This is a genomic window from Streptomyces sp. NPDC091281, from assembly GCF_044757425.1.
GTDB lineage: Bacteria > Actinomycetota > Actinomycetes > Streptomycetales > Streptomycetaceae > Streptomyces.
In genome coordinates, this window is sequence record NZ_JBIVUY010000004.1 from 122,723 (window position 1) to 148,354 (window position 25,632).

Genomic DNA, 25,632 nt, shown 5'->3' on the forward strand with positions numbered 1-25,632 from the left:
GTGTCAGCTCTGCGGATGGACCGAGAAACGCCCCTGCCCCGTATGCGTTGGTGGCAGCGCGGAACCTGTCCGCTGGTGACTCCGGCCCGCTGAGGACGGCCCGAGCAAGGCTCAGCCGGTCGGACGCCCCGCATGTGCGTCCATATCCCCGTGACGCATGGGCGGGGTCCCGTTCCTCTATCTCATCCCCCAAAGCCGAGAGCACGTTTTGGCGTGCCCGCACAACGAGGAGACGTCTTGCACAGTGACATTGACCTGACCAACCCGCCCGCTCGGCGCATCGGCGCTCTCGCGCTGATCAGGAACGAGAGCGGAGCGGTCCTCATGGTCAAACCGTCCTACAAGGACGGGTGCATCCTGCCAGGAGGCGCAGCGCACAGCGACGAACCCGCACACGAGGCGTGCGCCCGTGAAGTGACCGAGGAGACCGGGCTTGCCAACTTCCGGCCGGGCCGGTTGCTCCTGGTCGACTACATTCCGCGCGACGAGGAGACCGGCGTCACCGAGGGATACAACCTCGTCTTCGACGGCGGGACCCTGCCGAACACGGCGGCCGTCACCCTGCCCGAGTCGGAAGACGGCAAAGAGCCGGAACTGACCGCCTACCGATGGGTGCAGCCGCACACCCTGAACACCTTCACCGAACCGCACCAGGAAAGCCGCGTCCGCCGGGCACTCGCCGTTCTCGACGGCTTCGGGCCCGCGCAGTTCCTCTGCGAGGGCAAGTCGGTGACGGCGGACAACCGGTAATGGGAATCGCCAAGCGAACCGTAGCGGCGGCGCAGGCAGCCATCGAGCGGGACCGGACGAACGGCACACCGCAGAACACGCAAGAGGCACTCGCGGACCGGCACGTGCGCACCCACACGCCGGAAAGCCCCTACCCCAACGAGACCGACGAGACCGACGACGACAACGGCACCGAGACAGCGTCGTAGCACCGGTTCGAGTTGAGCCCCGTCCATGCACCTCCCCCGGCGCATTGGACGGGGCTTGCGCATGGTCTCGGCACCAGCTTCCCGTCAGCTGAGTCCCGAGCCGCACCGACACCAGGCGGCAGACATCGTCACCGCTGTAAAGTCGTCGTTCAGCGACCGAACAGACACGGAAGCGCCCCGTCCCGCCACTTGGGGTCCCGCTTCTGGGGGCCGCCGCCCCCAGACCCCCGCAGTCGGCCCTGAACGGGCCTCGTCCTCAAACGCCGGACGGGCTGAGTTGACCGGGCGTCGGCCTCGGAGGGGCAAGGTGGGACCACACCCGCCGGACAGACCCGGTGGCCCCCCCAGACACGAACCGGCGCCGAGCACACCCCCGTGGGTGCTCGGCGCCGGGAAGGGAGCCCTGGGTGACCCTTGCGGGGTCAGTCCGTGGCGATGGCGTTCAGGACGTTCATGCGGCCTGCCCGGAAGGCCGGGATGAGGGCGGCGAAGAGGCCCACGAAGGCCGAGGCGATGAAGACGCCCACGATGGTCGGCCAGGGGATGTCGAGGACGGTGAGGCCCTCCAGGGCGAGGAGCTGCTGGGCGGTGGCGCCCCAGCCGAGGCCGAGGCCCAGGCCGAGCAGGGCGCCGAAGAGGGCGATGACGACCGACTCCAGACGGATCATGCGCCGCAGTTGGCGGCGGGAGAGGCCGATGGCGCGCATGAGGCCGATCTCGCGGGTCCGCTCGACCACCGAGAGGGCGAGGGTGTTGACGACGCCGAGCACCGCCACGATGATCGCGAGCGCCAGCAGGCCGTAGATCAGGTTGAGGAGCTGCCCGATCTGGTCCTTCAGTTCCTGCTTGTAGTCGGTCTGGTCCCGGACGGTGTACTGCGGGTAGTCGTGCAGCGACGCCTTGAGCGCGGTGTACGCGGCGTCCTGCTGCCCGTCCTTGGCGGTGGCGAAGACGAGCTGGTCGAGCGGCATCCGGTCGGCCGGTACGTACTTCGCGGCGGTGGCGATCGACACGTACATGGCGCCCTTGTCGATGACGACCTCGTCGCTGGTGACGGCGCGGACGGTGAGGGTCGCGGTGGTGCCGTCCTTGAAGTCGACGCCGACCTTGGAGCCGACGGTGATGCCGTGCTTCTCGGCGAAGCCCTCGAAGACGGACATCGAGCCGGGGCGGTAGGCGTCGGCGAGGTTCCCGGCGACGGTCTCGGTGGCGACGTCGCTGGCGTACGACGGGTCGGCCGCGTTGAGGGTCTCGTTCTTCGAGGTCCGGCCGTCGGGGGTGGTGAGGGAGGCGTCGAGCAGCTTGTACTGCGTGACCCGCTCCAGGCCGGACGTCTCCTTGATCGCCGTGACGGCCTGCGGGGTGATGAGCTGCCCGCTGTCGCTCTGGATGATGAAGTCGGTGCCGACGCTCTTGTCGAGCTGGTCGGTGGCCGAGGCGACCATGGAGGAGCCGACCACGGACAGGCAGGCGACGAGCGCCAGGCCGATCATGAGGGCGGCGCCGGTCGCGCCGGTGCGGCGCGGGTTGCGCAGGGCGTTGCGCTCGGCCATCCGTCCGACCGGGCCGAAGACCCGCAGCACGACCACGCCCAGCACGCGGACCACGGCACCGGCCAGCAGCGGGCCGATCACCACCAGCCCGATCAGGCTCAGCACCACGCCGAGGCCCAGCCAGAGCGAGCCCTGGCTCGCCTTGTCAGCGGCGGAGGCGAGATAGAGGGCGCAGCCGCCGCCCCCGGTGAGGACCAGGCCGAGGACGGCCCGTACGGCTCCGGCCCGCGCGTCGGCGGGGGCGCCCGCGTCGCGCAGCGCGGCCATCGGGGAGACCTTGCCGGCCCGGCGGGCGGGCAGCCAGGCGGCGAGGACGGTGACGACCACGCCGAGGACCAGGCCGACCACCGGGGTGGTCCAGGCGACGGTGAGGTCGTCGGTGGAAAGGTTCATCCCGGCCGCGCTCATCAGCTTCATCAGGCCGACGGCGATCCCGACGCCCGCGGCGACGCCGACCAGCGAGCCGACCACGCCGAGCAGCAGCGCCTCGGCGAGGACCGAGCGGTTGACCTGCTTGCGGCTGGAGCCGATGGCCCGCATCAGGCCGATCTCGCGGGTCCGCTGGGCGACCAGCATGGAGAAGGTGTTGATGATGAGGAAGATGCCGACGAGGAACGCGATCCCGGCGAAGCCGAGCATGGCGTACTTGATGACGTTCAGGAACTCGCCGACGTCCTTCTGGTTGGCGTCGGAGACCTCCTTGGCGGTCTGCACCTTGACGTCGGTGCCGAGGGCGGTGACGACGTTCTTCTTGAGCTGCGCGTCGGAGACCCCGGCGGCGGCGGTGACGTTGACGTTGGTGAAGACACCGGAGGCGCCGACCAGGGTCTTCTGGGCGGTCGGGGTGTCGAGGTAGAAGATGGCGGCGCCGGGGTTGGTGACCTGGAAGGCGGCGATGCCGGAGATCTTCGCGGTGTGGGTGCCGACGGCGCTGATCACGCCCAGTTCGTCACCGAGCTTCAGGTGGTGCTTGTCGGCGGTGTCCGCGTCGACCATGACCTGGTCGGCACCCTTCGGGGCCGCACCCTCGGTGATCTTCATGGTGCGGGCGTCCTGGGAGTTCCAGCTGCCCACGATGGTGGGGCCGCCGCTGGTGGGCGACAGGCTGTCCTTGCCGGCGTCGACGACGGTGACGGAGGTGGAGAACACGGTCCCCTCCGCGGCCTTCACGCCCCGCGCCCCGCGGACCTCGCCGACCACGGCGGCCGGGAGGACCGGCGGGCGGCCGGTGCCGGAGGTGGTCTCCCCGGTGTCGGAGGCGCCCTTGGGGGTCACCGTGACGTCGGAGGAGGTCGCGGCGAAGAGCTTGTCGAACGTCGTGTTCATGGTGTCGGTGAAGACCAGCGTCCCGCAGACGAAGGCCACCGACAGCAGGACCGCCACGGCCGACAGCGCCATGCGTCCCTTGTGCGCGACGAAGTTGCGCCGCGACGTCTTCCATACGGTCATGGTCATGACGTCCGTCCCCGGGCGTCGAAGTCCTTCATGCGGTCCAGGACCTGCTCGGCGGTCGGCTGGTGCATCTCGTCGACGATCCGGCCGTCGGCGAGGTAGAGCACGCGGTCGGCGTACGAGGCGGCCACCGGGTCGTGGGTGACCATGACGATGGTCTGGCCCAGCTCGTCCACGGACCGGCGCAGGAAGCCGAGGACCTCGGAACCGGCCCGTGAGTCGAGGTTGCCGGTCGGCTCATCGCCGAAGATGATCTCGGGGCGGGCGGCGAGGGCGCGGGCCACGGCCACGCGCTGCTGCTGGCCGCCGGAGAGCTGGGTGGGCCGGTGCCGGAGCCGGTCGGCGAGACCGACGGTCTCCACCACCCGGTCCAGCCACGGCTTGTCGGGCTTGCGGCCCGCGATGTCCATCGGCAGCGTGATGTTCTCCAGGGCGTTCAGGGTGGGCAGCAGGTTGAACGCCTGGAAGATGAACCCGATCCGGTCGCGCCGGAGCTGGGTCAGCTTCTTGTCCTTGAGGCCGGTGATCTCCGTCTCGTCCAGGTAGATCTGCCCGGAGGTGACGGTGTCGAGCCCGGCGAGGCAGTGCATCAGGGTGGACTTTCCGGACCCCGAGGGGCCCATGATCGCGGTGAAGCGGCCACGGGCGATGTCCACGTCGACATGATCGAGGGCGACGACGCGGGTCTCCCCGGACCCGTACGCCTTGACGACCTGCCGCGCCCTTGCGGCGACGGCCGTACGCCCTCCAGTGCCCCCGTGCCTGGGAATGGTCACAGCCGAAGTCACGGTATGTCTCCTAAGTCGGAAGTAAGGAACGTGTTCGGGACGCACGGAGCCCCGCCGGACGCCTCCTGCGGGCCACCCGGCCGATTCCGGCCCGTGCGGTGTGCGGTGCAGCTCTGTGCGGTGTGCGGTGCTGCGCTCTCGCGTGGTGCTGTGTGGTGCTGTGTCGAAGAGTCTGGCGGTGGAGGCGGGTCCCGCGCGCTGGTGCACGGGCCCCTCTTCGTGGGGGGTTAACCCCCCCTCCGGTCGGTGGGGGCACCCCGCCCCCAGCGGCATAAAGCCAGGTTAAGGACGGGAACGGGGTGTCTCGTCCTCCGCCGGTACGACCCCTCCCCGAGCCGGAGTACGGAGATACCCCTAGGGGCCGTCCACCGCAGGGTGGAGGGGTCCGGGGAGGCCGTCCACCTCCGGCCACCGTCAGGCTCCACCCTCCCGCCGCGTCAGGGTCAAGTGGGAAGCTGTCCGCGGCCGATGGATGCAAGGGGCACGGGAACCGGCGGGAACGGCACAGCAGGTACGGCACGGCGAGGACTGCGGGAGGGGCTTCAGGTGGGCGACACGAGACCGGCGACCCGGCGGGACACGGAGCGGGCGGAGACCGGGCGGCGGGGCGCGGTGGTCGCCGCGCTGATGCTGGCGATGGCGCTGGCCGCGCTGGACTCCACGGTCGTCTCCACGGCCGTCCCGCAGATCGTGGGCGACCTCGGCGGGTTCTCCGTCTTCTCCTGGCTGTTCTCCGGGTACCTGCTGGCCGTCACGGTCACCCTGCCCCTCTACGGCAAGCTCTCCGACACCTTCGGCCGCAAGCCGGTGCTCATCGTGGGCGCGGCCCTGTTCCTGCTCGGTTCGCTGCTGTGCGCGCTGGCCTGGAACATGGGGGCGCTGATCGCGTTCCGGATCGTGCAGGGGCTGGGCGGCGGCGCGTTGCAGGGAACCGTGCAGACCCTCGCCGCCGACCTGTACCCGCTCAAGGAACGCCCGCGCATCCAGGCCCGGTTGTCGACCGTGTGGGCGGTGTCGGCGGTCGCGGGCCCCGGCATCGGCGGCCTGCTCGCGGGCTACGCCGACTGGCGCTGGATCTTCCTCGTCAACCTGCCCGTCGGCGCGGTCGCGTTGTGGCTGATCGTCCGTCATCTGCACGAACCGCGAAGGGAGTCGGCCGGGAAGGCGCGGGTCGACTGGGCGGGCGCGTGCGCGGTGTTCGCCTGCGGCGGGGTGCTGCTGACCGCGCTGGTGCAGGGCGGGGTGGCCTGGCCGTGGTGGTCGGCGCCCTCGCTCGGCCTGTTCGGCGCCGGGATCGTCCTCGTCGGGGTGGTGGTCGCGGTCGAGCGCCGGGCGGCGGAGCCGATCATCCCCGGCTGGGTCTGGCGCCGCCGTACGATCGCCGCGGTCAACCTCGCGCTGGGCGCGCTCGGCCTGCTGATGGTGGCGCCCACGGTGTTCCTGCCGACGTACGCGCAGGCGGTGCTGGAACTGGACCCGGTGTCGGCCGGGTTCGTGCTGTCGGTGTGGACTCTGAGCTGGCCGCTGTCCGCCGCGCTCAGCCAGCACGTGTACCGGCGGATCGGCTTCCGCGACACCGCGCTCCTCGGCATCGGCACGGCGACGGCGGTCCTGCTCGCCTTCCCGTTCCTGCCGTACCCCGGCGCGGCCTGGCAGCCAGCGCTGCTGATGCTGGTGCTCGGCGGCGCGCTCGGCCTCTTCCAACTGCCGCTGCTGGTGGGGGTGCAGTCGACGGTCGGCTGGGCGGAACGCGGCACGACCACCGCGTCGGTCCTCTTCTGCCGCCAGACCGGCCAGACGATCGGCGCCTCGGTCTTCGGCGCCGTCGCCAACGCCGTCCTCGCGTCCCGCCTCGGCGGCACCGGCGACCTCGACTCCGTCGCCCGCGACCTGGAAGCGGGCAGCACCGCCCCCGGAACCCGCCACGCGGTGGCCGAGGCCGTCCACGCGGTGTACCTGGGCGCGGCGGGAGCGGCGGCCCTCGCCTTCCTGGCCCTGCTGGTGCTGGCACCGCGGGTGTTTCCGGTGCGGGGGGAGTGAGGACGAGGCCCCTTGAGGGCCGACAGCGGGGGCCTGGGGGGCGGGAGCCCCCAGCAGCACGCGGACGGACCGGCGCGGGCGGGTGCTACTCCACCCCCCGAGCCGTCAGCACGTTCAGACTGCTCCGCACCGACGCGATCTGCCCCTGCACCTCGTCCCACCGCTCCCCGTGCTCCCGCAGCACCCGCTCCGTCTCCCGCGCGACCCCCTCCGCCCGCACCCGTGCCTCGGCGACGATCTCCGCGGCCCGCCCCCGCGCCTCCTCGTGGGCCCGGCGCCCGGCCGTGCCCGCCGTGGCGACGGCGTGTTCGGCGTCCGCGAGGGCCGCCTCGGCGCGCGCGAGGGCCGCCGCGTGCTCCGCGTCGAGCGCGGCGGTCCGCTCGGCCGCCTCCCGCTCGGCGGCCTCCCACCGCTCGGCCTGCTCCCGCTGCTGCGAGGCGAGCAGTTCGGCGCCGCGCCGGCGGGCCTCCCGGACGAGGGCGAGCGCCGCGCCGCGTCCTTCCCGTACCGCCCGGCGGGCGCCGATCCGTACGCCGTCGGCCTCGGCGCGCGCCCTCAGCATCCGCTCGCGGGCGTACTCCTCGGCGGCCGCCCGGACCCGTTCGCCCTCCTCGCGGGCCGAGCGGCGCAGGTCACGGCCGTGGGCCTGGGCGCGTTCGACCTCGTCGACGCCCGCGCGCCGGGCGCGTTCGCGGACGTCCGCCGCCTCGGTCTGGGCGAGCCGGAACACCGTACGGGCCCGCTCGCCGAGCCCTTCGTACGTCTGGGGGGCGAGTCCGGCGACGGTCTCCCGCAGGGCCGCCGCCCGTGACCGCATCTGTTTGGCGAGCACGGTGAGCCGGGCGGCGCGCTCCCACGCGGCGTCACGGTCGGCGCAGAGCGCGGCGGTGTACGCCTCGACCTGTTCCGGCCGGTAGCCGCGCCCGCGGACGGTCTCGTACCCGGGCGGTGGCACCGGTGTGCCGATCATCCTGAACCCCTTTCCACCGGACGGACGCATACATCATGATTTGGTGCATATCTTGATGTATGGGGTGGAGAGGAACGTAACGCGACACTCCGGCCAGTGGTCACGCACGACCACCCGTACGGGACACGGAAGGGGCCGGGCCCGGTCGCATCCGACCGGGCCCGGCCCCTTCCGTCCTCGTCCCCGTGCGGCTCAGTGGCCGCCGCGGGTCACAGCAGTCCGTCCCACATCTGCTCCAGCAGCACCGACCACCAGCTCTCGGGCGAGCCGAGCGCCGCCGGGTCCAGGGAGGCGAGCTGGGCCTGGAAGTCGACGGTCCAGCGGCCCGCCTGCTCCTGGTTCAGCCCGAACCGCAGCCGCCACATCCGCCCGAGCAGGGCGAGGCAGCGCGCGAACTCGGGGAGCCCGGTGTTCACGAACTGCGGCGGCACGGACCCGCCGCCCGGCCCGGCCTCGACCGGGACGGCGACGATGTTGGCCGTGCCGTACTGCACGCACAGCGCCTTGCCGAAGTCGCTGCCCATGACGAGGTACGAGCCCGCGTCCGGGGCGGGCCGCACGCCGCGTTCGGCCGCCAGCTCTGCCAACGTCGGTACCGGGCGGCCGGGTTGGGCCTGCGCCCAGAAGAACGGGCCCATGTCCAGGGGCAGTCCGGCGACCACCAGGGTGTGCGCCACGACCGGCGGCACGCCCTGCCGGGACACCGCGGCCTGCTCGAACCGGAAGATCCCCGGCCCGAACGCCGCCGCCAGCTCCTGCGCGATCGCCTCCGGCGGCACCGGCGGAGCCGCCTGCACGGGCGGCAGCGGAGCCCGTACGGGTGCGGGGCGCGCGGGACCATCCGCCACCTGGTGCAACTCGCCCTGGTGGGCGAGGAGTTGCCGCATGCCCTGCTGGCGTCCGGCGTGGTCGGCGCCGTACGGGGCGATGCTGGTGATGCGCGCCTGCGGCCACTGCTCACGGATCATCCGCGCGCAGTAGGCGCCCGGCAGTTCGCAGGACTCCAGCTCGGTGTGCAGCTCCAGCACCTGGTCCGGCGGCACGTTCATCGCGCGCAGCTCGTGGAAGATCTGCCACTCCGGGTGCGGGGTGCCGGGCGCCGAGCGGCGGATGACCTGCTGCTCGGACCCGTCCTGCGCGCGGTAGCGCAGCACGGCCTGGTAGCCGGGGCCGACGGTCGGCTGCCCCTGCTGCGGATAGCCGTACGCGGGCGGCGCCCCCGGCACGGGCCCACCGGGCTGCGGCACGGCGCCGGGCGGCACGGCACCCGGCGGCGGCATCGGCGGCCGGGGTGCGCCCGCGACCGGGCCCGGGGCGCCGGGGAAGGCGGGCGCGGGCGGCGGGGGCGCGCCGGGACCGGCCTGCGGCGGGCGGGGTCCGGTGGCGCCGGGGTCGGCGAACATCGTCGGGGCCTGGTGGACCCCGCCGGGCGGCGGGGTGCCGGGTCCGGCGGGCGGGGCGGGCGGCTGGGGGGCCTGCGGGCCGCCGAGCGAGGAGACCAGCTGCGTGGGCACGTACCCCGATCCGCCGGAGCCGCCCGCGGGGGGCGCGCCCGGTCCGGCCGGGGGCGCGGGGGGCGGTGTGGCGCCGGGGCGCGCGCCGGGCGCGCCCGGTGCGCCGGGCGGGGGCGGCGGCGTCGAGCCCCCGCCGCGCGGGCGGCGCGGCGGCGGTTCGGCCTTGCTGGTCGCGGCGTCCGCGATGTCACCGGCGTGCGGCGGCAGCGGGCGCGGCGGGGTGTGCGGACCGGCGGGCGGCTGCGGGGCGCCGCCGTACGAGGGCGGGGGCGTGCCCTGCGGACCCGCGGGCGGCGGCTGCGGGAAGCCGTACGCCTGCGGGCCGGACGGGGGCGGCGTGCCCGGCCCGGACGGGGGTGCGCCGGGGACGGGGGTGCCGTGGACCGGGGTGCCGGGCGCGTGCGGGTCGTCGAGGGTGGGCGAGACCGCCGTCGGCGGGAGTTGGCTGCCGCCCGCGATCAGCGCCGTCTGGGCCTCCGCGAGCGCGGAGGGCGGGGGCGTGTCGTCGTCCGAACCGCTCAGCGGCGGCGCGAACACGGTCGCGGGCAGCGGTACGGAGCCGTCGTCCCGGTTCTCCGGGTCGGCGTTGGTGTCCGTCCCGGCCCACGGGGTCGCCCCGACCGGGGTCCCCACCGGGGTGGCCGCCGGACCAGGCGCGCCCACCGGCACGGGCCCCGACGGTGCCGCCGGACCGGCCGGGGCGGGCACCCCGGCCTGGGTCTGCGGCAGCGCGCCGCCGGGTACTCCGGCCTGCGTCCGCGGCAGCGACGGGTCGGCCGCCACCGGGGACGGGTACGGCACCGGCGCCGGGTCGGGGGAAGGCGCGGGACCCGGAGCCGGGGTGGGGGCCGCAGCCGCCGTACCCGCTCCGCCGTCCGCCGCCGCGGCCCCCGTCCGGCCGTCACCTGTCTGGCCGCCGGTCGCCTGCCCGCCACTCGTCCGTCCGCCCCGCGTCTGTCCGCCGCGGGTGCCGCCGTCCTCGCGGCGGTCGGGGATGCCGAGCCGGTCCGCGGCCTCCTGGAGCCACTCGGGCGGCGACAGCAGGAACGACGTCTGGTTGAGGTCGACGCGGGCGGCGGGCTCCGGTTCGGGCTCGGGCCCGCCGTCGGGGCGGCCGTACTCCTCCTCGTACCTGCGGATGACCTCGCCGACCGGCAGCGACGGCCAGAGCGTGGCCTCGCCGCTGTCGCGGGCGAGGACCAGCCGCAGCGCGGACCCGTCGGAGCGAGGTCCCTCCGCGCGGTCCTCGGCCCACACCACGAACCCGAGGCCGAACTCCCGCACCCGCACCTCGCGGTGCTGGTACGCGGGCACGTCCCCGTTGATCCACTCCTCGCCGCGCTCCTGCGCCTGCGCGAACGTCACCATCCCCGGATCACTCCCCCACGCCGCTGGGCGGCACCGCACTGCCGGCGGCGACGGGCACGACCCGCGCGAAACCGCCGTCGACCATCAGATTCGCCACCGTGTCCAGCTCCGGGGGCTGCCCGGCGAGCCGGGCCAGGAACGCGTCGAAGTCCTCGCCGCAGGGCAGCAGCAGCCGCTCCACCCGCTCGGCGGGCGTCCACGACGGGTCCGTGTCGCGGGCGTCGTCGTAGGCGCAGAACCAGACCGAGCCGATCCGGTCGCCCTTCACCTTCACGGCCAGCAGGCCGCCCTGCACGAAGCCGACCCCGAGGTAGTCCTTGGTGAGGTGGTCGCGCAGGCACTTGTTGACGTAGACGAGGTCGTTGACGGCGGCCTCGTCGCGGACCGTGAAGAACGGCTGGTCCAGCAGGAGGCCCAGCTCGGCGTCGAGCGCGGCGCCCACCGGGGCGCAGCCGCCCGCCGCCTTCAGGAAGGACCGGTAGGCGCCGGGGAGCCGGTAGCCGAGGTCCTCCTCGACGCCCTGCACCTGCGCCTCCGTCACGGCCACGCCCGACCGGGGCAGCCCGAAGTGGGCGGGGCGGGTCTCCTGGAGCGGGCGGGTGCCGCGCTTGGCGTGGTCGACGGCGGCCGTGGCGATGCCGCCGTGGTGGCGCAGCAGCGCCTTCACCTCGACGGGGACCAGCTCCAGGCGCCGGGTGTCCGCGACGTGGTGCCAGGTCCAGCCGTGCGGGGTGGCCACGCTGGGCACGGTGTCCCACAGCGGGTGGCCGGTGGCGGCGAGGGCGGCGTTCGCCGAGACGTAGTCCGTGAGGCGCAGTTCGTCGACGCCGAAGCCCTCCGGGGGCTCGGCGATCTCGGCCGCCGCCCGCGCGTACGCCGAGAAGTCCGGGTGACCGTGCTCGTCGACCCGTACCCCTCTCGGGTGACGTGCGGCCCGGACCGGGTCCGGGAAATGCACGACCTGCCCGGCGTAGGCCGCGTTCGGCGGCGTGGCGCGTCCCCCGGCCTGACGGCCGGGAGGTGCCCCCAGCCCGAGCCGACCTGTCGTCATGGCGGTTGCCCCCTGCGGCATTGTGGACGGAGCGCGGCGACCGGCCCCGCGCGCGGACCCGCCCACCACACCCCGTACCCGACGGTCTCCAAAGGTCTCCCGCGCGCGTCGACCGCGCGCCTGGTGGTGGCGACAGCCTATGCGGTACGACGGGGGCGGTCACCGGGCCTCCGCTTCCGTGACCTGCCGTCACCCCCTCGTGACAGCCCGCCCCGGCGCGGGCGTGTCGCGGCGCCCCAGCTTCCCCACGCGCCCCGCCGTTTGGCAGTCTGTGACCTCCGGGGGGATGCTCGGGAGGGGATGATGATCATGAACACCACGCACACGGGACCGCACACCGGCCGATCCGGCGACCCCCGCGTCGGCTGGAGCAGCGACGACACCCTCCCCGCGCCCGTCCTGCTGCACCGCCGCGACGGCATACTGCCGACCGTCGCCGCGGCCCTCTCCGTACGGGGTGCCACCCTCACGGGGACGGCCGCCCGCGGGGACCAGCCGCCCGTGCTGCATCCGCTGGTGCAGGACTTCCTGGACTCGCTGCCGACCGCCCGGCGGGACCGCTCGACCGGCCGCTGCGCGGAGGCGCTGCTGATCTCGCGGCACCTCGCCGCGGTGGACGCGGGCCGCTCCAAGCGGGCGGCGCGCAAGCCGCTCACCAACGGCGAGGCCCGGCGGGCGCTGAAGCACGCCAAGCTGACCGCCCGGCGCATCCGGGAGGACGGCGACCCGCTGCACGGCAGCTTCGCCGCGCCCTGCCGCGCCTGCGCCGCCCTCAGCGCCCACTTCGGCGTCCGCGTCGTCGACCCGGCGGGCACCGCCTGACCCGACCCGTACGACCCGTAGACCCCTACGGGCACCCGTACGCCCCCCGTCCCCGCCGCGCCGGGAACCGGCCGTCCCCCCGCGCCCCTCCTACGACCCGTACACCCCTGGTACCCCCGGAGTCCTCCCCCCTGGCCCCCCACACCCGTCCCGGACCGTCCGGCCGGACGTACTCGACGAACGAAGGGCAGATGCACCCCGACCGCACCTCCTCCACCCGCTTCCCCGTGCCCGTCGACGCCGCGCTGCGCGCCGCCGGCTGGCAGCCCGGCCGCTGGGACATCAAGCAGGCCGAGATCTGGGCCGACACCCTGCGCGAGCACGTCTCCCCCGCCGGTCACCGGCACGCGGTCTTCCCGGCCGCCGTGGAGGCGTGGGCCGAGTTCGGCGGGCTGCACGTCACCCCGTCGGGACCGGGCCGCCGCGTCGCCCCCGCCGCCCTGCACCTCGACCCCCTGCACGGCCTCCACCTGGCCCGCACCCTCGCCGACCTGGGCCGCGCCCTGGACACCGAGGTCAGCCCCCTCGGCACGGAGACCGACAGCCACGCCCTCCTCGCCATCGACACCGAGGGCCGCGTCTACGCCCTCGACCACACCGGCGACTGGTACCTGGGCCCCGACATCGACCGCTCCCTCGCCACCCTGGTCACCGGCACGGAACCCCTCCGCCTGACCGCGGGCTGAACGGCCGTCCATGACGCGCGGACGCCGTGCCCCGCGCCCCGCCACCCGCCAGGCCCCTCCGCCCCCGGCCCCTACCCCGCAGGGATCACCGCCGACACCCTGAATCCGCCGGCCTCCGTGGGGCCGGAGACGAAGACGCCGCCGAGGGCCAGGACGCGCTCGCGCATGCCGACGAGGCCGTTGCCGCCGGAGGGGAGGCGGGGGGAAGGGGCGTCGGGGGGTGGTTCGTTCTCGATCTGCATGGCGATCTCCGCGTCGCGGTGGGCGAGGCGGACGTGGGTCTTGGCACCCGACGCGTGCTTGTGCACGTTGGTCAGGGCCTCCTGCACCAGCCGGTACGCGGTCTGTTCGATCGCGGCGGCGTAGCCGCGGATCTCGCCGTCCACCGAGAGGTGGACGACCATCCCGGCCGCCGCCGACTGGCCGACCAGCTCCTCCAGTTCCTCCAGGCAGGGCCCGTCGCCCTCCTCCGCGGCCTTGGAGGCGGCGGCCGCCGCGGCGGCGCCGACGGCCGCGAGCGGCAGCGGCGCGGGCCGCTCGCCGGGGCCGTCCCCGCTGCGCAGCACCCCGAGCATCTCGCGCAGCTCGGTCAGCGCCTGCCGCCCCATGTCGCCGACGAGGGCGGCGTTCTTCACGGCCTTCTCGGGGTCCTTGCGGGCGACGGCCTGGAGTGCCGCCGCGTGCACCACCATGAGGCTCACCCGGTGCGCGACGACGTCGTGCATCTCGCGGGCGATCCGGGTGCGTTCCTCGTTGCGCGCCCACTCCGCGCGTTCCTCGGCCCGCTCGGCCAGCAGTTGCAGCTCGCGCTCCAGGCTGTCCGCCCGCTCCCGCAGGCTCTCCATCAGGCGGCGCCGGGCCCCGACGTAGAGGCCGAGGAGCAGCGGGGGCGCGGTGACGCCGAGCGCGGTGGTGATGGAGGCGAACGGGACGAACCAGTCCCCGATGTCGAGTTCGCCGCGGACCATGTCCTGCCGGACCCGGACAAACATCACGATCAGCGTCCCGGCGAGCTGCATGCCCGCGAGGGAGGCGATGATCCGGCGCGGCAGCTCGGACGCGGCGAGCGTGTAGAGGCCGACGATGCCCATCAGGAAGCCCATCTGGGCGGGCGTGATCGCGATGGACACCAGGACGACGGCGATCGGCCACCGGCGCCGCACCAGCAGCACCGAACCGGCGAGCAGGCCGAAGACGAACCCGGCGGCGGGCGGGATGCCCGCGTCGTTCGCGAACGGGACGCCCTCCAGCGCGCACTCGGCCGCGGACAGCACCGCGAGACTCGTGTCGAACACCGCGCTGCGGCGCCTGCTCCACCACCACGGCCCTCCCCGAGCCGTGGCGTGCTCTTCCCCCGTCGTGGTCATGGCTCCAGCCTACGGGCGGCGGCCCCGGCTTTTCCGGAGCATTTCGCCGACTGGACCAGACCACTGTGCGTAATCGAACAACCCCGCAGCGGGGAGGGGCGCGGCGCCCGCTCCACCCGTCGGCGCGGGCGGTGGCGGACGGTTCGCCGTCGCGTCGAGGGCCCCGCGTGCGGCATAGTGGGTGCCGCGATCCCCGCGGACGGCCGCCCCGTCCGCCCGGTTCAACGCACCTTCCCCTGTGGTGTAATTGGCAACACGGGTCACTTTGGATGATTTGTTCCAGGTTCGAGTCCTGGCAGGGGAGCCTCCGTCACACCAGCCCCGACAGCAGCGTCGGGGCCCACTCTCATGTCCTCCGGGAAACGCCCCGGTATCCTTCGGATGTCCCACCTCTCCACAGCCGAAGGGCAATTCCGTGAGCGCCACTCGCCCGGCCGCCGTCGTCGTCCTCGCAGCGGGTGAGGGCACCCGCATGAAGTCGGCCACACCGAAGGTCCTCCACGACATCTGCGGACGCAGCCTGGTCGGCCATGTCCTGGCCGCCTCGCGGGAGTTGGACCCCGAGCACCTGGTCGTCGTCGTGGGGCACGCCCGCGAGCGGGTCACCGCCCACCTCGCCGAGGCCGACCCGGCGGCGCTCACCGCCGTCCAGGTGGAGCAGAACGGCACCGGTCACGCGGTCCGGACGGGGCTGGAGCAGCTCGGCGGGGCCGTCGACGGGACCGTGGTGGTCGTCTGCGGGGACACCCCGCTGCTGACCGGCGCGACCCTCGCCGCCCTCACCGCCACCCACCACGCCGACGGCAACGCGGTCACCGTGCTGACCGCCGAGGTGCCGGACGCCACCGGGTACGGCCGGATCGTGCGCGACGACGCCACCGGCGCGGTCACCGCGATCGTCGAGCACAAGGACGCCACCGAGGCCCAGCGGGCGCTCCGGGAGATCAACTCCGGGGTGTTCGCCTTCGACGGGCAGCTCCTGGCGGAGGCGCTCAAGCAGGTCCGTACGGACAACAGCCAGGGCGAGGAGTACCTGACGGACGTCCTCGGCATCCTGCGCGAGGCCGGGCACCGCGTCGGCGCCTCGGTCGCCGCCGACCACCGCGAGATCGCGGGCATCAACAACCGCGTCCAGCTCGCCGACGCCCGCCGCGTCCTCAACGAGCGGCTGCTGCACGCCGCGATGCTGGCCGGGGTGACGGTTGTCGACCCGGCGAGCACCTGGGTCGACGTCACCGTCACCTTCGAGCAGGACGCCGTGATCCACCCCGGCACCCAGCTCCAGGGCGCCACCCACCTCGCCGAGGGCGCCGAGGTCGGCCCCAACAGCCGCCTGAAGGACACCCGGGTCGGCGCGGGCGCCCGCGTCGACAACACGGTCGCCGACAGCGCCGAGGTCGGCCCCGCGGCCACCGTCGGGCCGTACGCCTATCTGCGGCCCGGCACCCGGCTCGGCCTCAAGGCGAAGGTCGGCACCTACGTCGAGACGAAGAACGCCGTCATCGGCGAGGGCACCAAGGTGCCGCACCTGTCCTACGTCGGGGACGCGACCATCGGCGAGTACAGCAACATCGGCGCCGCCAGCGTGTTCGTCAACTACGACGGCCGCGACAAGCACCACACCACCATCGGCTCGCACTGCCGTACGGGTTCGGACAACATGTTTGTGGCACCCGTCACGGTGGGGGACGGCGCCTACACCGCCGCGGGCTCCGTGATCACCAAGGACGTGCCGCCCGGTTCGCTGGCCGTGGCCCGTGGCCAGCAGCGGAATATCGAGGGCTGGGTGGCGCGCAAGCGTCCCGGCAGCGCGGCGGCGAAGGCCGCCGAGGCGGCCTCGGGCGAGAGCACGACCGGAGACTGACCGGAAACAGGCGCGCCGGACACGGCGTACCGTGATAAGTGCACACCCGCACCCACCAGCTGAGACGACCTCTCACGCCCCGCCGAGGTCGCTCGACACCCAGCTGAGACACCTCTGAGGAGACAGTGCTGTGACCGGGATCAAGACGACCGGCGAGAAGAAGATGATGTTCTTCTCCGGCCGCGCCCACCCCGAGCTTGCCGAGGAGGTCGCCCACCAGCTGGGTGTCGGGGTCGTCCCGACGAAGGCCTTCGATTTCGCCAACGGCGAGATCTACGTCCGCTACCAGGAGTCCGCGCGCGGCGCCGACTGCTTCCTGATCCAGAGCCACACCGCTCCGATCAACAAATGGATCATGGAGCAGCTGATCATGATCGACGCGCTGAAGCGCGCGTCGGCCCGCTCCATCACGGTGATCGTGCCGTTCTACGGCTACGCCCGCCAGGACAAGAAGCACCGCGGGCGCGAGCCCATCTCGGCCCGGCTGATCGCGGACCTGATGAAGACCGCGGGCGCCGACCGCATCCTCACGGTCGACCTGCACACCGACCAGATCCAGGGCTTCTTCGACGGCCCGGTGGACCACCTGTTCGCGCTGCCGCTCCTCGCGGACTACGTGGGCGGCAAGGTCGACAAGACGAAGCTGACCGTGGTCTCGCCGGACGCCGGCCGGGTCCGGGTCGCCGACCGCTGGTGCGACCGGCTCGGCGCCCCGCTCGCGATCGTGCACAAGCGGCGCGACAAGGACGTGGCGAACCAGGTGACGGTCCACGAGGTCGTCGGCGAGGTCAAGGGCCGGGTCTGTGTCCTGGTCGACGACATGATCGACACCGGTGGCACCATCTGCGCCGCCGCGGACGCCCTGTTCGCGCACGGCGCCGAGGACGTCATCGTGACCGCGACGCACGGCGTGCTGTCCGGTCCGGCCGCCGACCGGCTGAAGAACTCGAAGGTCAGCGAGTTCATCTTCACCAACACCCTGCCCACGCCGGGCGAGTTGGAGCTGGACAAGATCACCGTCCTGTCGATCGCCCCGACCATCGCCAGCGCGGTGCGCGAGGTCTTCGAGGACGGCTCGGTGACCAGCCTCTTCGACGAGCAGTGATCTCCGGGGGCCGGTCCGGCCCCCGCGCATGATCGATTTTTCTGCGGCCTCCCCCGCCGAGTAGACTGCGCGAGTTGCTCGGCGAGGGAGGCCGTACACGTGTGACCACGTGTGTACGGCGGTCCGTTATCGACGCGCTCTTCGTAGCAGGCCGTTCGTGGCCGGGTGACCACGTCCGACCCGATTTCTACGAGGAGTGATCCCCATGTCCGAGGTCAAGATCTCCGCCGCGTCCCGCACCGAGTTCGGCAAGGGCGCCGCCCGCCGCATCCGCCGCGACGACAAGGTCCCCGGCGTCCTCTACGGCCACGGCTCCGACCCGCTGCACCTGACCCTCCCGGGCCACGAGCTGCTGCTCGCGCTGCGCACCCCGAACGTCCTGATCGCCCTGGACATCGACGGCAAGGCCAACGAGCTGGCCATCCCGAAGGCCGTCACCCGCGACCCGATCAAGGGCTACCTGGAGCACGTCGACCTGCTGCTGGTGAAGCGCGGCGAGAAGGTCAACGTCGAGATCCCGGTCGTCACCGAGGGCGAGCTGGCCCCGGGCAACTTCCTGCTGGAGCACGTCCTGAACGCGCTGCCGGTCGAGGCCGAGGCCACCCACATCCCGGAGAACGTCACCGTCTCCGTCGAGGGCCTGGAGGCCGGTGCCTCGATCCACGCCAAGGACGTCACCCTCCCCAAGGGCGTCACCCTGGCCGTGGACGAGGACGCCGTCGTGATCCAGGTCCTCGCCGCCCAGGCGGAGGAGGCCCCGGCCGACGCCGAGGAGACCGAGGGCGAGGCCGCCGAGGCCGACGCCGAGGCCTGATCCTCACCGCAGTCCGTCCGTCAGCCGCCGCCCCCGCCGGGGGTGGCGGCTGGCGCGTATCGAGGAGAGCCGAAGGTGACGACCGCGACACCCGACCCCAGCGCCCCCTGGCTGATCGTGGGACTGGGCAACCCGGGCCCCGAGTACGCGATGAACCGGCACAACGTCGGCTTCATGGTGGCCGACCTGCTCGCCGGGCGGATCGGCGGAAAGTTCAAACGCGCGGGCAAGGCGCAGGCGCACGTCGTCGAGGGCCGCATCGGCCCGCCCGGCCTGTCCAGCCGCCGCGTGGTGCTGGCCAAGCCGATGTCGTACATGAACCTGTCGGGCGGCCCGGTGAACGCGCTGCGCGACTTCTACAAGGTGCCGGTGGCGCACGTCGTCGCCGTCCACGACGAACTGGACATCGACTACGGGGTGCTGCGCCTGAAGCTGGGCGGCGGCGACAACGGGCACAACGGGCTGAAGTCGATGACCAAGGCGTTCGGCGCCGACTACCACCGGGTGCGGTTCGGCATCGGCCGCCCGCCGGGCCGGATGCAGGTCGCGGACTTCGTCCTGAAGGACTTCGCCTCCGCCGAGCGCAAGGAACTCGACTACTTCGTCGACCGGGCGGCCGACGCGGTGGAGTCCCTGGTGATCGACGGCCTGGAGCGGGCGCAAAGCACGTACAACTCCTGACTTGTCCCCCCGCTCGCCGAGGCGGAGGTTGACGTGCTGTTCGGGCATGGCCAATGATCCCCGCCATGCCTGCCCGCGCCTCCTCCCACCGGCGGCCCCGCCGGGCCCCGGCCCGCGGCGCCGTCGCGCTCCGGTTCGGCCGGGTCGCCTCGATGGGGCTCCTCGCGGTCGTGATCCTCTGCGCGGGCGTCGCCGCGTCCTGGGGCACCGCGCAGCACGTGATGCTGACCAAGGGCCGCGAGCAGGGCACGGTCGCGGTGACCCGCTGCGGCGCGGAGACCTGCGCGGGCCCCTACCGGCCGCTGTCGCCGGGCTCGCGGGCCCGGGAGCGGGTGGTGCTGGAGAGGACGGTCGCGGTGCGCGCCGGCCGCACGTACACGGTGGTGGTGAAGCCGGGCGGCGGCGACCGGGTGCTCCGGTCGGGCCCGGCGGGCGTGCTCTACGCGTGGGTGCCGTTCGGCGGCGCGCTGCTGCTGGCGTCGGTGGTGGTCGCGGGCGGCCTCGGCCGCACCCGCGCGGGCTGGGTCCTCGCGGGGACGGGGACGGCCCTGCTGACGGCGGCCTTCCTGGCGGCGTAGCACCGGACCGGACACACGGGGGCGCCCCCGGAGCCGTGGATACGGCTGCGGGGGCGCCCCTGGTGTCGTGCGGCCCGGTGTCGGTCAGCCGGTGTTGCGCAGGCCCGCGGCGACGCCGTTGACGGTGAGGAGCAGGGCGCGGGCGAGCAGCGGGTCGGGCTCCTCGCCGCGTGCGGCGGCGTCCCGCTGGCGCTTGAGCAGGGTCACCTGGAGGTAGGAGATCGGGTCCAGGTAGGCGTCGCGGATGGAGAAGGTCTGCTTCAGGACGGGGGTGGCGTCGAGCAGTTCGCTCTCGCCGGTGACGCGCAGCACCTCGGCTACGGTCAGCTCGTGCTCGGCCCGGATCGCGGCGAACACGTGCTTCAGCTCGTCGGGGACGAGGGTGTCGACGTAGTGCTGGGCGATCCGCAGGTCGGTCTTGGCGAGGGTCATCTCGACGTTGGAGATGAAGTTGCGGAAGAAGTGCCACTGCTCGTGCATCTCGTCCAGGACGCTGTCGAGGCCGGCCTCGCGCAGCGCCTTGAGGCCGGAGCCGACGCCGAACCAGCCTGGCACGATCTGCCGGGACTGGGTCCAGCCGAACACCCACGGGATGGCGCGCAGTCCGTCGAGCGAGACGCCCGAGCCGGGCCGGCGGGCGGGCCGCGAGCCCAGGTGCAGATCGGCGAGCTGGTCGACCGGCGTGGAGGCGAGGAAGTACGTCGGCAGGTCGGGGTCCTCGACGAGTGCGCGGTAGGCGGCGTGGGCGGCGTCGGAGGCGACGTCCATCGCGGCGTCCCAGCGGGCCAGGGCCTCGTCGGACTGGCGGGGTGCGGTGTGCAGGGCGGACGCCTGGAGGGTGGCGGCGACCGTCAGCTCCAGGTTCTCCCTGGCCAGGGAGGGGATGAGGTACTTGTCGGAGATGACCTCGCCCTGCTCGGTCACCTTGATCTCGCCCTCCAGGGTGCCCCAGGGCTGGGCGAGGATCGCGCTGTGCGAGGGGCCGCCGCCGCGGCCGACGGTGCCGCCGCGGCCGTGGAAGAGGCGCAGCCGGACGCCGTAGCGGTGGGCGACGTCGCGCAGGCGGCGCTGGGCGCGGTGGATCTCCCACTGGCTGGTGGTGATGCCGCCGAACTTGGAGGAGTCGGAGTAGCCGAGCATGACCTCCTGGACGTCTCCGCGCAGCGCGACCAGGCGCCGGTAGGAGGGGTCGGAGAGCATGTCCTCCAGGATGGTGTCGGCGGCCTTCAGCTCGTCGGTGGTCTCCAGCAGCGGCACGATGCCGATCTTGGCCCACTCGGCGTGCAGGTCGATGAGTCCGGCCTCGCGGGCGAGGACGGCGGCGGCGAAGACGTCGTCGGCGCCCTGGCACATGGAGATGATGTACGACTCGATGACCTCGGGGCCGAAGACCTCCAGGGCGCGCCTGACGGTGAGGAAGACGCCGAGGGTCTTCTCCCCGGCCGCGTCGACCGGCGCCGGGACCGGGGCGAGGGGGCGCCGGGAGCGCAGTTCCTTGGCGAGCAGCTTGGTGCGGTACTCGCGGGGCATGTCCGCGTACCGCCAGGACTCCTCGCCGAGGCGGTCGAAGAGCTGGCCGAGGGTGTGGTGGTGGGCGTCGGCGTGCTCGCGGACGTCCATGGTGGCGAGCTGGAGACCGAAGGCGGCGAGGGTGCGGATGGTGCGGTTCATCCGGCCGTCGGCGAAGAGGGCGCCGCGGTGGGCGCGCAGCGAGGCCTGCACGAGGGTGAGGTCACCGAGGAGTTCGCTGGTGCCGAGGTAGTCGCGGCCGGGCTCGTGCGGGGTGCCCTTGGCGAGGCGCTGCTTGGTGTTCTCCAGCTTCTGCCGGATGCAGGTGGCCTTGAGCCGGTAGGGCTCCTCGGCGTTGAGCCGCTTGTAGCGGGGGCTGATCTCGGGCAGCAGGTCGAGGTCGGCGCGGAGCGAGGTGAGGAGTTCCTCGGTGGCGCCGGTGTAGCGGATCGAGTTGGAGAGGAAGCCGCGCAGCTCGTCGATCATCTCCAGGGCGTCGTTGATGCCGTGCTCGTGCTGGAGGATGAGGACGTCCCAGGTCACCTGGGGGGTGACGTTGGGGTTGCCGTCGCGGTCGCCGCCGATCCAGGTGCCGAAGGTGAGGGGGCGGGTGTCGTCGGGGAGGGTGACGCCGACGCGCTCCAGTTCGGCGGTGAGGTCCTCCAGGACGTCGCCGACCGCGTTCGCGTGCAGTTCGTCGAGGTAGTAGATCGCGTTGCGGGCCTCGTCGGCGGGCTCGGGGCGGACCACGCGGAGTTCGTCGGTCTGCCAGACGAGGTCGATGTTCTCGGCGAGCCGGGTGTCGTGGCGGCGGCGGTCGGACTCGATGACCGGGGTCTCCAGCAGGGCGGCGATCCGGCGCAGCTTGTTGAGGACCGAGCGGCGGGCGGCCTCGGTGGGGTGGGCGGTGAAGACGGGGCGGACGTTGAGGTTGCGGACGGTCTCGCGGACGTGCTCGGGGTCGGCGTCCTTGAGGCGGTCGGCGGTGCGGGCGAGGAGGCCGCCCTCGGCGGCCCGGCGGGCGCGCAGCTCGCGGCCGCGGTGCACCTGCTCGGTGACGTTGGCCAGGTGGAAGTAGGTGGAGAAGGCGCGGACCAGCTTGGCCGCGGTCTCCAGTTCGGTGCCTCGCAGCAGTTCGGCGGCTGCGTCGCCGTCCTCGCGCGTGAGGCGGCGGACCTTCTCGACCAGGTCGAGCAGTTCGGGGCCCTCCTGCCGGACAAGGGTCTCTCCCAGGAGGTCACCCAGTCGGCGGATGTCGGCACGCAGCTCGGGGCTGGTCGTCGTCTGGTCGTCGGCACTGCTCACAGGTGCGGCTCCTTGCAGTGTTGAAGCTCGTCCGGGAGGGTACTCGGCTGCCGGTCCCGGCGGCGGGCGCCGCATGGGGGTGTGGCATCCGGGCAGAAAACAGAGCGGACCGCGCTGTCCGACCGTCTCCAAGGATAGGTGTCCGGGCGGACGCGCAGTCGCGCGGGCCTTGCCGCCGGGCGGCGCGCTGCCATACTTACGACGCCGTAGGTTACGGAACCGTAGGAAGTGCGGGGCGCCGTCGCCCCGTACGGCCTCCCGTCCGGCATCTCTCTCCCACCACGACCCCCCAGGGGACGCGCATGACCACTCCGTCCGACGTGATCGAAGAGCCCTCACAGTCGCCCGACGACTCCTCCGCACCCGCCGCCACCGCGGCCGGCGCGGGTTCCGCCACCGCCGCCTCCGCCACCCTCGGCGGCGAGCAGAAGCGTTCGATCGAGCAGATCGCCCTGCTCGTCTTCATCATCGTGCCGTTCCTGGCCGTGCTGGCGGCGGTGCCGCTGGCGTGGGGCTGGGGGGTGAGCTGGCTGGACCTCGGTCTGCTGGTCTTCTTCTACTTCCTCGGCTGCCACGGCATCACGATCGGCTTCCACCGCTACTTCACGCACGGGTCCTTCAAGGCGAAGCGGCCGCTGCGGATCGCGCTGGCGATCATGGGGTCGATGGCGGTGGAGGGCCCGCTGGTGCGCTGGGTGGCGGACCACCGCAAGCACCACAAGTTCTCCGACGCGGAGGGCGACCCGCACTCCCCGTGGCGGTTCGGCGAGACGCTCCCGGCCCTGATGAAGGGCCTGTGGTGGGCGCACATCGCCTGGATGTTCGACGAGGAGCAGACCCCGCAGGAGAAGTACGCCCCCGACCTGGTGAAGGACGGCGCGATCCGGGCGATCTCCCGGCAGTTCGTGTACTGGACGATCCTGTCGCTGGCGCTGCCCGCGCTGATCGGCGGTCTGGTCACGATGTCGTGGTGGGGCGCGTTCACCGGGTTCTTCTGGGGCTCGCTGGTGCGGGTGGCGCTGCTGCACCACGTCACCTGGTCGATCAACTCGATCTGTCACGCGGTGGGCAAGCGGCCGTTCAAGTCGCGGGACCGCTCGGGCAACGTGTGGTGGCTGGCGGTGCTGTCCTGCGGCGAGTCCTGGCACAACCTGCACCACGCCGACCCGACCTCGGCCCGGCACGGGGTGGAGCGCGGGCAGGTCGACTCCTCGGCCCGCTTCATCCGCTGGTTCGAGATGCTGGGCTGGGCCTATGACGTGCGCTGGCCGTCACGCTCGCGTATCGATTCCCGCCGGAACACGGACGGGGACGGCTCCCGGCGCCGGAAGGTCACGGCCGACGCGGCATGATGGACGGCGTGGCGACCGACTCCGGCAGTACCCCGAGCAATGACAAACCGCGGCGCGTCCGCCGCACCAGGATGACCGGCGCCGAGCGCCGTCAGCAGTTGCTGGAGATCGGCCGCACCCTGTTCGCCGCGAAGGGCTTCGAGGGCACGTCGGTGGAGGAGATCGCGGCGAAGGCCGGGGTGTCCAAGCCGGTGGTGTACGAGCACTTCGGCGGCAAGGAGGGGCTGTACGCGGTCGTCGTGGACCGGGAGATGCGCGGTCTGCTCGACATGGTCACCGGTTCGCTCACCGCGGGGCACCCCCGTGAGCTGTGCGAACAGGCGGCGTTCGCGCTGCTGGACTACATCGAGGAGAACACGGACGGTTTCCGCATCCTGGTCCGTGACTCGCCCATCCCGCAGTCGACGGGGTCCTTCGCGTCCCTCATCTCCGACATCGCCACCCAGGTCGAGGACATCCTCGGCCGGGAGTTCAAGAACCGCGGCTTCGACGCCAAGCTGGCCCCGCTGTACGCGCAGGCGCTGGTGGGGATGGTGGCGCTGACCGGGCAGTGGTGGCTGGACGTGCGGCGGCCGAAGAAGGCGGAGGTGGCGGCGCATCTGGTCAACCTGGCCTGGCACGGCCTGGACGGTCTGGAGCAGAAGCCGCGCCTGATAGGGCACCGCAAGAGCTGAGCCGTTCCCGCGTGCACGCGTGAGGCCCCCTGTCCGACCAGGACGGGGGCCTCACGCGTGTGTAGGGGGGTGCTCAGTGCTTGAAGACGTCCTTCGTCTTCTCCTTGGCCTGGCGGGCGTCGCCCTTCGCCTGCTCGGCCCGGCCCTCGGCCTCCATGCGCTCGTTGCCCACGGCGCGTCCGGCGGCCTCCTTGACCTTGCCCTTGGCCTGCTCCATCTTCGCCTTGGACTTCTGCTCGCCTGCCACGCTCATCACTCCCAGTCAGGTACGCCGGTTGTCTGGGGACCGAGTGACCGCTGAGACCGGGCACAAACCTCCCGGCCCGGTCGGCGGGAGGGATCAGGCGGCTTTCCGGGCCACCGCGAACAGGCGGCGGAACGGCAGGACGGTGCCGTACGGGGCGGGCGGGTAGGCCGCGCGGAGCAGGTCGCGGTACTCGGCGACGAACGCGTCACGGGCCTCGGGGTCGTCGGCGAGGGCGGTGAGGACGGGCCGCAGTCCGGTGCCCTTGATCCAGTCGAGGACGGGGTCCTCCCCGGTCAGGACATGGTGGTACGTCGTCGTCCAGACGTCGGTGGCGCAGCCGAGGCGGGCGAGGCGGTCGAGGTAGACGCCGGGGGCGTGGACGGAGTCGGTGGGGCGCAGCGCGTCGGCGAGGCGGGCGCCCCAGCGGGGGCCGGTGCCGAGGCGGCGCAGGAGGGTGTGCAGGGGCGCGTCCAGGTTGTGCGGCACCTGGAAGGCGAGGGTGCCGCCGGGGGCGAGGCCGTCGAGCCAGGCGGGGAGGGCGTCGAGGTGGCCGGGGACCCACTGGAGGGCGGCGTTGGAGATCAGCAGGTCGTACGTCTCGTCCGGGGTCCAGGTGGTGAGGTCGGCGTGCCGGAAGTCGAGGCGGGGGCCGGCGTGCGCGCGGGCGTCGGCGAGCATCTGGGGCGAGTTGTCGTAGCCGGTGACGCGGGCGGTGGGCCAGCGGGCGGTGAGGAGGGTGGTCACGGTGCCGGGGCCGCAGCCGAGGTCGGCGACGCGGGGCGGATCGCCGGGGAGGCCGGGGACGCGGGCGAGGAGGTCGGTGAAGGGGCGGGCCCGGTGCCCGGCGTGGCGGAGGTACTGGGCGGGGTCCCACACGGGCGGCGTCGCGTTCATGTCTCCACTGTCACCCTCCTTTTCTCTCGGCGTCAAGAAACTCGACATCAAGAGACTTCA

General features: G+C 73.2%; 21 protein-coding genes and 1 tRNA gene. 13 read left to right on the top strand and 9 right to left on the bottom strand.

Annotated elements, in window-relative coordinates; translation table 11 throughout:
* Positions 1 to 237 precede the first annotated feature (237 nt).
* Both ACIQPQ_RS12115 and ACIQPQ_RS12120 read left to right on the top strand, forming a co-directional pair.
* Positions 238 to 750 (top strand): NUDIX domain-containing protein, encoded by a 513-nt coding sequence (locus ACIQPQ_RS12115; RefSeq protein ID WP_401302849.1) that lies wholly within the window; start codon positions 238 to 240, stop codon positions 748 to 750.
* The gene (locus ACIQPQ_RS12120; protein WP_401302851.1) at positions 750 to 938 is read left to right on the top strand and encodes a hypothetical protein; all 189 of its coding nucleotides are present in this window, start codon (positions 750 to 752) and stop codon (positions 936 to 938) included. The genes ACIQPQ_RS12115 and ACIQPQ_RS12120 overlap by 1 nt, the downstream gene beginning before the upstream one ends.
* A gap of 422 nt (positions 939 to 1,360) precedes the next feature.
* On the opposite strand, the gene ACIQPQ_RS12125 is transcribed toward ACIQPQ_RS12120, so the two are convergent.
* Both ACIQPQ_RS12125 and ACIQPQ_RS12130 read right to left on the bottom strand, forming a co-directional pair.
* A complete protein-coding gene (locus ACIQPQ_RS12125; protein WP_401303559.1) occupies positions 1,361 to 3,940 on the bottom strand; it encodes an ABC transporter permease in 2,580 nt (859 codons plus the stop codon).
* 2 nt (positions 3,941 to 3,942) lie between these two features.
* Positions 3,943 to 4,731: an ABC transporter ATP-binding protein gene (locus ACIQPQ_RS12130; protein ID WP_401302853.1), complete on the bottom strand. Its 789-nt coding sequence runs from the start codon at positions 4,729 to 4,731 to the stop codon at positions 3,943 to 3,945.
* Between the two features lie 546 nt (positions 4,732 to 5,277).
* On the opposite strand from ACIQPQ_RS12130, the gene ACIQPQ_RS12135 reads away from it, so the two are divergent.
* Positions 5,278 to 6,771 (top strand): MFS transporter, encoded by a 1,494-nt coding sequence (locus ACIQPQ_RS12135; RefSeq protein WP_383774469.1) that lies wholly within the window; start codon positions 5,278 to 5,280, stop codon positions 6,769 to 6,771.
* A gap of 85 nt (positions 6,772 to 6,856) precedes the next feature.
* Here ACIQPQ_RS12135 and ACIQPQ_RS12140 read toward each other — a convergent pair whose 3' ends face one another.
* From ACIQPQ_RS12140 to ACIQPQ_RS12150, 3 genes are all read right to left on the bottom strand, one after another.
* Entirely contained in the window at positions 6,857 to 7,741 is an 885-nt protein-coding gene (locus ACIQPQ_RS12140) for a cellulose-binding protein (protein WP_401302855.1), read from the bottom strand.
* A gap of 209 nt (positions 7,742 to 7,950) precedes the next feature.
* Positions 7,951 to 10,623: an SUKH-4 family immunity protein gene (locus ACIQPQ_RS12145; protein ID WP_401302857.1), complete on the bottom strand. Its 2,673-nt coding sequence runs from the start codon at positions 10,621 to 10,623 to the stop codon at positions 7,951 to 7,953.
* 7 nt (positions 10,624 to 10,630) lie between these two features.
* Positions 10,631 to 11,674, bottom strand: coding sequence for an SMI1/KNR4 family protein (locus ACIQPQ_RS12150; RefSeq protein WP_383773029.1), 1,044 nt, complete (start codon positions 11,672 to 11,674; stop codon positions 10,631 to 10,633).
* Positions 11,675 to 11,974: 300 nt separating this feature from the next.
* On the opposite strand from ACIQPQ_RS12150, the gene ACIQPQ_RS12155 reads away from it, so the two are divergent.
* Positions 11,975 to 12,496, top strand: coding sequence for a YwqJ-related putative deaminase (locus ACIQPQ_RS12155; RefSeq protein ID WP_401302859.1), 522 nt, complete (start codon positions 11,975 to 11,977; stop codon positions 12,494 to 12,496).
* 191 nt (positions 12,497 to 12,687) lie between these two features.
* Complete coding sequence (locus ACIQPQ_RS12160; RefSeq protein WP_383773033.1) at positions 12,688 to 13,182, top strand: SUKH-3 domain-containing protein; 495 nt, start codon at positions 12,688 to 12,690, stop codon at positions 13,180 to 13,182.
* A 71-nt stretch (positions 13,183 to 13,253) separates the two neighbouring features.
* On the opposite strand, the gene ACIQPQ_RS12165 is transcribed toward ACIQPQ_RS12160, so the two are convergent.
* On the bottom strand, positions 13,254 to 14,549 hold the full coding sequence (locus tag ACIQPQ_RS12165; RefSeq protein WP_401302861.1) for a sensor histidine kinase: 1,296 nt from the start codon (positions 14,547 to 14,549) through the stop codon (positions 13,254 to 13,256).
* A gap of 232 nt (positions 14,550 to 14,781) precedes the next feature.
* On the opposite strand from ACIQPQ_RS12165, the gene ACIQPQ_RS12170 reads away from it, so the two are divergent.
* From ACIQPQ_RS12170 to ACIQPQ_RS12195, 6 genes are all read left to right on the top strand, one after another.
* Positions 14,782 to 14,853 (top strand) — tRNA-Gln (locus ACIQPQ_RS12170).
* Between the two features lie 111 nt (positions 14,854 to 14,964).
* On the top strand, positions 14,965 to 16,413 hold the full coding sequence (gene glmU, locus ACIQPQ_RS12175; protein ID WP_401302863.1) for a bifunctional UDP-N-acetylglucosamine diphosphorylase/glucosamine-1-phosphate N-acetyltransferase GlmU: 1,449 nt from the start codon (positions 14,965 to 14,967) through the stop codon (positions 16,411 to 16,413).
* A gap of 130 nt (positions 16,414 to 16,543) precedes the next feature.
* Positions 16,544 to 17,518 (top strand): ribose-phosphate diphosphokinase, encoded by a 975-nt coding sequence (locus ACIQPQ_RS12180; RefSeq protein WP_383773039.1) that lies wholly within the window; start codon positions 16,544 to 16,546, stop codon positions 17,516 to 17,518.
* Positions 17,519 to 17,723: 205 nt separating this feature from the next.
* Positions 17,724 to 18,332, top strand: coding sequence for a 50S ribosomal protein L25/general stress protein Ctc (locus ACIQPQ_RS12185; protein WP_401302865.1), 609 nt, complete (start codon positions 17,724 to 17,726; stop codon positions 18,330 to 18,332).
* Between the two features lie 75 nt (positions 18,333 to 18,407).
* Complete coding sequence (gene pth, locus ACIQPQ_RS12190) at positions 18,408 to 19,013, top strand: aminoacyl-tRNA hydrolase (RefSeq protein WP_383773043.1); 606 nt, start codon at positions 18,408 to 18,410, stop codon at positions 19,011 to 19,013.
* Between the two features lie 53 nt (positions 19,014 to 19,066).
* Positions 19,067 to 19,591 (top strand): hypothetical protein, encoded by a 525-nt coding sequence (locus ACIQPQ_RS12195; protein ID WP_401302867.1) that lies wholly within the window; start codon positions 19,067 to 19,069, stop codon positions 19,589 to 19,591.
* Between the two features lie 84 nt (positions 19,592 to 19,675).
* Here ACIQPQ_RS12195 and ppc read toward each other — a convergent pair whose 3' ends face one another.
* Positions 19,676 to 22,405, bottom strand: coding sequence for a phosphoenolpyruvate carboxylase (gene ppc / locus ACIQPQ_RS12200; protein ID WP_401302869.1), 2,730 nt, complete (start codon positions 22,403 to 22,405; stop codon positions 19,676 to 19,678).
* A gap of 302 nt (positions 22,406 to 22,707) precedes the next feature.
* Here ppc and ACIQPQ_RS12205 point away from each other — a divergent pair, with 302 nt between their 5' ends.
* Positions 22,708 to 23,757, top strand: coding sequence for an acyl-CoA desaturase (locus ACIQPQ_RS12205; RefSeq protein ID WP_401302871.1), 1,050 nt, complete (start codon positions 22,708 to 22,710; stop codon positions 23,755 to 23,757).
* Positions 23,754 to 24,431 carry a TetR family transcriptional regulator gene (locus ACIQPQ_RS12210; RefSeq protein WP_383773051.1) on the top strand — a complete coding sequence of 226 codons (678 nt, stop codon included), beginning with the start codon at positions 23,754 to 23,756 and terminating at the stop codon, positions 24,429 to 24,431. Before ACIQPQ_RS12205 ends, ACIQPQ_RS12210 begins: the two co-directional genes overlap by 4 nt.
* A gap of 73 nt (positions 24,432 to 24,504) precedes the next feature.
* Here the strand turns inward: ACIQPQ_RS12210 and ACIQPQ_RS12215 are convergent, their stop codons facing one another.
* Together ACIQPQ_RS12215 and ACIQPQ_RS12220 are read right to left on the bottom strand one after the other, a co-directional pair.
* Positions 24,505 to 24,678, bottom strand: a complete 174-nt coding sequence (locus ACIQPQ_RS12215) for a CsbD family protein (RefSeq protein WP_401302873.1) — start codon at positions 24,676 to 24,678, stop codon at positions 24,505 to 24,507.
* Between the two features lie 93 nt (positions 24,679 to 24,771).
* Positions 24,772 to 25,572, bottom strand: coding sequence for a trans-aconitate 2-methyltransferase (locus tag ACIQPQ_RS12220; protein ID WP_401302875.1), 801 nt, complete (start codon positions 25,570 to 25,572; stop codon positions 24,772 to 24,774).
* Positions 25,573 to 25,632: the final 60 nt, after the last annotated feature.